Source organism: Clostridium gelidum (genome assembly GCF_019977655.1).
GTDB classification, from domain to species: domain Bacteria; phylum Bacillota; class Clostridia; order Clostridiales; family Clostridiaceae; genus Clostridium; species Clostridium gelidum.
On sequence record NZ_AP024849.1, the window covers coordinates 1 to 7500 of the forward strand.

The window sequence follows — 7500 nt, forward strand, 5'->3', positions numbered from 1 at the left end:
ATGGATGCCGATCTCAAAAATTTATGGGATAAAACCCTAGATATTATAAAAAGCGAGCTAAGTGAAGTTAGCTTTAATACTTGGATTAAAAGCTGCGAACCTATGTCTATCTCTTCTGATACTATAAAGATAAGCGTTCCAAATTCATTTACTCAAGATATTTTAGATAAACGCTATAAAGATTTAGTTGTAAATTCTATAAAAGCAGTTTGTTCAAAACTATATAAGATTGAATTTATTATAATGTCGGATGGTTATGATAATGATAAAAGTAATCTTCCTGAAATATCAAAGTCAATTATAGTTAATGATGAAATGTCTTCAACATTAAATCCCAAATATACATTTAAATCTTTTGTAATAGGTAATAGTAACAGATTTGCTCATGCTGCATCTCTAGCTGTTGCAGAATCACCTGCAAAAGCCTATAATCCTCTATTTATATATGGAGGTGTTGGACTTGGAAAAACCCACTTAATGCATGCTATAGGTCATTATATTTTAGAAAGCAATCCAAGTGCCAAAGTAGTATATGTTTCCTCTGAAAAATTCACTAATGAATTAATTAATGCAATTAAGGATGATAAAAATGAAGAATTTAGAAATAAATATAGAAATGTCGATATATTACTTATAGATGATATACAATTTATTGCTGGAAAAGAACGTACTCAAGAAGAGTTCTTCCATACATTTAATGAATTGCATGATGCAAATAAACAAATTATATTATCATCAGATAGACCACCAAAAGAAATTCCAACATTAGAAGATAGATTACGTTCAAGATTTGAGTGGGGCTTAATCGCAGATATTCAAGTTCCAGATTTCGAAACTAGGATGGCCATTTTGAAAAAGAAAGCTGATGTTGAAAACTTAAATGTAGCTAATGATGTTATGGGATATATTGCCACTAAAATTAAATCTAATATAAGAGAACTTGAAGGCGCTTTAATAAGAATAATTGCTTATTCTTCACTCACTAATCGAGAAGTTACTGTAGATCTAGCTACAGAAGCATTAAAAGACATTATATCTAAAAAACAAGGAAAACATGTCACTATTGATATCATACAAGATGTAGTTTCTAGCTACTTTAATTTACGTATAGAAGATTTAAAGTCTCAAAGGCGAACTAGAAATGTTGTTTATCCAAGGCAAATTGCAATGTATTTAAGCAGAAAATTAACAGATATGTCCTTACCTAAAATTGGAGAAGAATTTGGCGGAAGAGACCATACTACAGTTATACATGCTTATGAAAAAATATCCGATAATCTGAAAATGGATGATTCATTGCAACAGACTGTTGCTGATCTTACTAAAAAGCTAACTCAAAATTAATCCACAGCTGTATATAGTAATTAGATAATAACCTGTGGATAATATTTTTATAGTGATATAATATCTAACAATGTGGATAACCTCTATGATTTGTTACCTACTTATCAACAAGATTTTTTAATACAATTTTGTTGATATTACTTAACTTAAGATGGTTGTTAACAAATCCACAGCCCCTACTACTACTATTACTATAAAAATATATATCTATCTTTGTTATTGTCTTTATTGCGCCTGTTAATAAATAAGGAGGGTTTTAAATGATTTTTACATGTGAAAAACAAAAAATATTAGAAGGCATCTCAATAGTTCAAAAAGCTATAACAGGTAAATCAACACTGCCTATACTTGAAGGAATATATATCAATACAAATAAGTCTACATTAACACTTATAGGTTCAGATATGGATCTTAGTATTCAAACATCTGTTGATGCTACAATTATAGAAGAAGGGAATATAGTTATTGATGCAAAAATATTTGGAGAAATAATAAGAAAATTACCTAACGCAACTATAAAAATAGAGACTCTTGAAAATCAAATAATAAAAATAACTTGTGCAAAATCTGTATTTGATGTAGTTTATATGAATACAACTGAATTCCCAGAGTTACCTCAAATTAATGAAAACTTAAAGATATCAGTAAATCAAAATATATTAAAAAACATGATTAAAGGAACATCTTTTGCAATTGCTCAAGATGAAACTAGACCAATTCTTCAAGGAATCTTATTCGAAGTAAAAAGCAAAAACTTAAATTTAGTTGCTCTTGATGGATACAGATTAGCTATTAGAAATGAATTTTTAGATACGGATATTGATATGGAAGTTGTTATACCAGGTAAAACTTTAAATGAAGTATCTAAAATATTAGAAGATGTTGATGATATTGTAGATATAACATTTACTAATAATCATATATTATTTAATTTAGAAAAAACAAAGATAATATCTAGATTACTAGAAGGTAAATTTATAAATTATAATTCATTATTACCACAAGAGCATAAATTATTAGTTAATATTAATAGACAAGAATTACAAAATGCCATAGAAAGAGCATCTTTAATGGCTAAAGACGGGAATACTAATTTAATAAAGTTAGATTTCCAGCAAGATAATTTAATAATAACATCCAATTCTCAATTGGGAAAAGTACGAGAAGAAATTTCAACTAAATTGCAAGGCGAGGGTATACAAATTGCATTTAATTCAAAATATCTGTTAGATGTACTTAAGAATGTGGAGGATGATGAAGTTATTATGAAAATGACTTCAGGGATAAGTCCATGCGTAATTGAAGAAAAAAATAATGAAAATGCTAAATATCTGGTTTTACCAGTTAGATTAATGAGATAGGAGGATAAATATTATTTTAATATTTATGCAATAAAATGAATAAAATAAAAATTAATACTGAAATTATAAAATTAGATGCTTTTCTAAAGTGGGCTGCTATTGTTAGTTCAGGTTCGGAAGCTAAACTTTACATACAAGATGGATTAGTGAAAGTTAATAATGAAATTTGCATTCAACGAGGAAAAAAATTAAAAGTTGGAGATATTGTAAATTTCAAAGATTCAGATTTTGAAATAGTATAGCGTAGTTATTAATAATAAAGTAAACTGTTATATAATAACTATGATATAATTATTATAGGTGTATTTTTTATGTATATTAAAAATATGATGTTGATTAATTATAGAAATTATGAAAAATTAACAATAGAATTAGGTAAAAATGTAAATGTATTTATAGGAGATAATGCTCAAGGTAAAACTAATATCGTTGAATCAATTTACTATGGTGCCTTTGCAAAGTCACATAGAACTTCAAAAGATAAAGAATTAATAAGTTGGAATAAGGATATGGCTTATATAAGCTTATTTATTGCAAAAAGTAGACTAGATAAAAAAATAGATATAAATATTTTAAGAGATGGAAAAAAGGCTATTAAAGTAAATAATATTAAAGTAAAAAAAATAGGAGAACTATTTGGAACATTCAATGTGGTTATGTTTTCACCAGAAGACTTAAAAGTTATTAAGGAAGCTCCTAACTTAAGAAGAAGATTGCTAGATATGGAATTATCTCAAGTAAATTCAAAATATTACTTTAATTTAGTTCAATATAATAAAGTCCTAAATGAAAGGAATATTCTATTAAAAAGTAGAAATTTCAATTCGGATGTGTTAGAAGTATATGATATACAATTAATTGAATATGCTGATTATATTATCTCAAAACGGTTAGAATATATAGATAGAATAAACTTTTATGGAAATGTAATCCACAATGAAATAACATCTGGTAAAGAAAAAATTGAGTTTAAATATAATAGTGCTGTTAATTTAAATGATTATAAACGTAATTATTTAAGGAAATTGCAAGACAATATTTTGAGAGATAGAGAAAGAGGATTAACTTCAGTAGGACCACACAGAGATGACTTTAATATTTTTATTAATGATATAGATACTAAGATATTTGGTTCTCAAGGACAGCAAAGGACAGCAATTTTAACTATGAAGTTTTCATCTCTAAAAATTATTAAAGAAATTACTGGAGAGTATCCTGTTTTATTATTAGACGATGTTCTTTCAGAACTTGATCTAAGTAGAAAAAGATACATATTGAGTACAATCAAAGATATACAGACAGTAATTACATGCACAGGAATTGATGATTTAGAAGATTATTTAGATAGTAAAGCTAAGATATTTAATGTATCGAATGGACAAATTTTAAATTGAAGGAGGAATATTTAGTGTTTTTGCATTTAGGTGAAAATGTTGTAGTTCCTATTAAAGACATTATTGGAATATTCGATTTACAAAATACAATGTATAGTTCTGATACAATACAATTTTTAAGATTAGCAGAAGAAGATGGATTTGTGCAAAGAATTACAGAAGAACAACCAAAATCTTTTATAATAGCGGAAGTTAATAATAAAAGTAAAGTATATCTTTCACCAATATCATCAACAACATTAACAAAAAGAACTGATATAGATTATAGTTCGTAATTAAAAAAAGTGAAAATTTTAATATTTATAAAGTTTAGGAGGATTCTGATTTGGAACAAAATAATAGAGAATATGATGAAAATCAGATACAAGTTCTTGAAGGATTAGAAGCAGTAAGAAAAAGACCAGGTATGTATATTGGAAGTACAAGTTCAAGAGGTCTTCATCATTTAGTTTATGAAATAGTTGATAATAGTATTGACGAGGCATTAGCTGGTTATTGTGATAAGATAGAAATTTATATTAACGAAGATAATTCAATTACAGCATATGATAATGGTAGAGGTATACCGGTAGGCATAAATGCTAAAATGGGAAAATCAAGCGTTGAAGTTATAATGACAATACTACATGCTGGAGGAAAATTCGGTGGTGGAGGATATAAAGTTTCAGGTGGATTACATGGAGTTGGTGCATCTGTAGTTAATGCTCTTTCAGAAGAATGTACTGTTACAGTAAAAAGGGAAGGTCACATTTGGCAACAAGATTATAGAAGAGGTAAAGTTGTTGAGGATCTTAAGATAATAGGTGACAGTGATGAAACTGGTACAAAGGTATATTTTAAACCAGATTCAGAAATATTTGAAGAGATAATATTTGATTTTGAAATTTTAGCTCAAAGGTTAAGAGAACTAGCATTTTTAAACAAAGGTATTTATATAAAGTTAATAGATAAAAGAACAGAAAAAGAAGAAGTATTTCACTATGAAGGTGGAATTAAATCATTTGTAAGTTACTTAAATAGAAATAAAGTATCTCTTCATGAAGAGCCAATGTATATAGAGGGGATAAAAGACAATATATCTGTTGAAATAGCATTGCAGTATAATGATGGATATACCGAAAATATTTTTTCATTTGCCAATAATATAGATACAGTTGAGGGTGGAACACACTTAGTTGGATTTAAAACAGCATTAACTAGAGTATTCAATGATTATGCTAAGAGATTTGGATATATAAAAGAAAATGATAAAAATTTTACTGGTGATGATGTAAGAGAAGGTCTTACAGCTGTAATATCTATTAAGATTGAAGAACCACAGTTTGAAGGGCAAACTAAGACAAAGCTAGGAAATAGTGAAGTTCGGGGAATTGTTGATTCATTTGTGGGAGAAAACATAGGTATGTTCTTAGAGGAAAATCCTAATATGGGTAGGATAATAATAGATAAGGCTTTAATGGCAGCTAGAGCTAGAGATGCAGCTAGAAAAGCAAGAGAATTAACAAGAAAATCAGTATTAGAGAGATCTGCATTACCTGGGAAATTAGCAGATTGTTCTTCAAAGGATCCTAAAGAATGTGAAATTTATATAGTCGAAGGTGATTCAGCGGGTGGATCTGCAAAACAAGGAAGAAATAGAAAATTCCAAGCTATTTTACCATTAAGAGGTAAAATACTAAATGTTGAAAAACAAAGATTAGATAGAATATTAAATTCAGATTCAATAAGAAATATGATTACTGCATTTGGTGGAGGAATAGGAAAAGATTTTGATGTTGAAAAGCTTAGATATAATAGAATTATACTTATGACAGATGCCGATGTTGATGGTGCTCACATAAGAACATTATTGTTAACATTCTTTTATAGATACATGAAAGAACTAATAGAAGATGGGCATGTGTTTATTGCACAACCACCATTATATAAGATTAGCAAAGGTAAAAGAGACATATATACTTATTCGGATGCTGAACTAGAAAAGGTATTACAAGAGATTGGTGGAAAAGATAATTCTACTGATATACAAAGATACAAAGGTCTTGGTGAAATGAATGCAAGTCAACTATGGGAAACAACAATGGATCCCGAGAATAGAATATTATTAAAGGTAAATATTGAGGAAGCAATGCTTGCTGATGAAATATTTACAATTTTAATGGGCGAAAAAGTTGAACCAAGAAGAGAATTTATAGAACAAAATGCTAAGAATGTTGTCAATTTAGATATTTAAAGCTAAATTATGAGGTGAAATACATGGATTTTAATCAAGGAAAAGTTAAAGAGGTAGATATTAAGGATGAAATGAAAAAGTGCTATATAGACTATGCAATGAGTGTTATAGTTGGTCGTGCATTGCCAGATGTAAGAGATGGCTTAAAGCCAGTACATAGAAGAATACTATTTTCTATGCAAGAACTAGGGTTATATCCAGAAAAAGGATATAGAAAATGTGCAAGAATAGTCGGAGACGTTTTAGGTAAGTATCATCCACATGGAGATAGTTCTGTTTATGATGCATTAGTAAGAATGGCTCAAGATTTTTCAATGAGATATATGTTAGTTGATGGTCATGGAAATTTTGGCTCTGTTGACGGTGATGGAGCAGCTGCAATGAGATATACAGAATCAAAAATGAATAAAATTGCTGTTGAAATGTTAAGAGATATTAACAAGAATACAGTTGATTTTATGCCTAATTTTGATGGAGAAGAACAAGAACCAGTAGTATTGCCAGCTAGATACCCAAATCTTTTAGTTAATGGTTCATCAGGAATTGCTGTTGGAATGGCAACTAATATTCCACCACATAATTTAGGTGAAATAATAGATGGTACAATAATGCTTATTGATAATCCTGATGTTACAGTATTAGATCTTATGACTAAAATTAAAGGTCCTGATTTTCCAACTGGAGCAACTATAATGGGTAAAGCTGGAATAAGAGCAGCATATGAAACAGGAAGAGGAAAAATAGTTGTAAGAGCAAAGGCTGAATTTGAAGAGGAAAATGGAAGAAACAAAATAATTTTTACTGAGATACCATATCAAGTAAATAAATCAAAACTTATAGAAAATATTGCTGACTTAGTAAAGGATAAGAAGATTACTGGAATATCTGATTTGAGAGACGAATCAGATAGAGACGGTATGAGAATTGTAATTGAATTAAAACGGGATGCTAATCCTAATATAGTATTAAACTTGTTGTATAAGCACACAAAACTTCAAGATACGTTTGGGGTTATTATGTTAGCATTAGTTAACAATCAACCAAAGGTTTTAAATTTGAAACAAATATTAGAATATTATATAGAGTTTCAAAAGGAAGTAATAACAAGAAGAACTATATTTGATTTAAATAAAGCTGAAGCTAGAGCACATATATTAGAAGGTCTAAA

At 28.4% G+C, this 7500-nt stretch carries 7 protein-coding genes (1 of these 7 only partly in view); all 7 read left to right on the forward strand.

Translation table 11 applies throughout. The annotated features are described in order from the left end of the window. Complete coding sequence (gene dnaA / locus psyc5s11_RS00005; RefSeq protein WP_224035655.1) at positions 1 to 1344, forward strand: chromosomal replication initiator protein DnaA; 1344 nt, start codon at positions 1 to 3, stop codon at positions 1342 to 1344. A gap of 260 nt (positions 1345 to 1604) precedes the next feature. Then, positions 1605 to 2705 carry a DNA polymerase III subunit beta gene (dnaN, locus tag psyc5s11_RS00010; RefSeq protein WP_224035656.1) on the forward strand — a complete coding sequence of 367 codons (1101 nt, stop codon included), beginning with the start codon at positions 1605 to 1607 and terminating at the stop codon, positions 2703 to 2705. 35 nt (positions 2706 to 2740) lie between these two features. After that, the gene (locus psyc5s11_RS00015) at positions 2741 to 2947 is read left to right on the forward strand and encodes an RNA-binding S4 domain-containing protein (protein ID WP_224035657.1); all 207 of its coding nucleotides are present in this window, start codon (positions 2741 to 2743) and stop codon (positions 2945 to 2947) included. Positions 2948 to 3016: 69 nt separating this feature from the next. Further along, positions 3017 to 4099: a DNA replication/repair protein RecF gene (recF, locus tag psyc5s11_RS00020; RefSeq protein WP_224035658.1), complete on the forward strand. Its 1083-nt coding sequence runs from the start codon at positions 3017 to 3019 to the stop codon at positions 4097 to 4099. Between the two features lie 14 nt (positions 4100 to 4113). Beyond that, positions 4114 to 4374 (forward strand): extracellular matrix regulator RemB, encoded by a 261-nt coding sequence (gene remB / locus psyc5s11_RS00025; RefSeq protein ID WP_224035659.1) that lies wholly within the window; start codon positions 4114 to 4116, stop codon positions 4372 to 4374. A gap of 50 nt (positions 4375 to 4424) precedes the next feature. Then, entirely contained in the window at positions 4425 to 6332 is a 1908-nt protein-coding gene (gene gyrB, locus psyc5s11_RS00030) for a DNA topoisomerase (ATP-hydrolyzing) subunit B (RefSeq protein ID WP_224035660.1), read from the forward strand. Between the two features lie 23 nt (positions 6333 to 6355). After that, positions 6356 to 7500 carry the beginning of a DNA gyrase subunit A gene (gyrA, locus tag psyc5s11_RS00035; protein ID WP_224035661.1) on the forward strand. Its footprint extends 1378 nt past the window's final position, so 1145 of the gene's 2523 nt are visible here — the first part of the coding sequence; its start codon is at positions 6356 to 6358; its stop codon lies beyond the right edge, outside the window.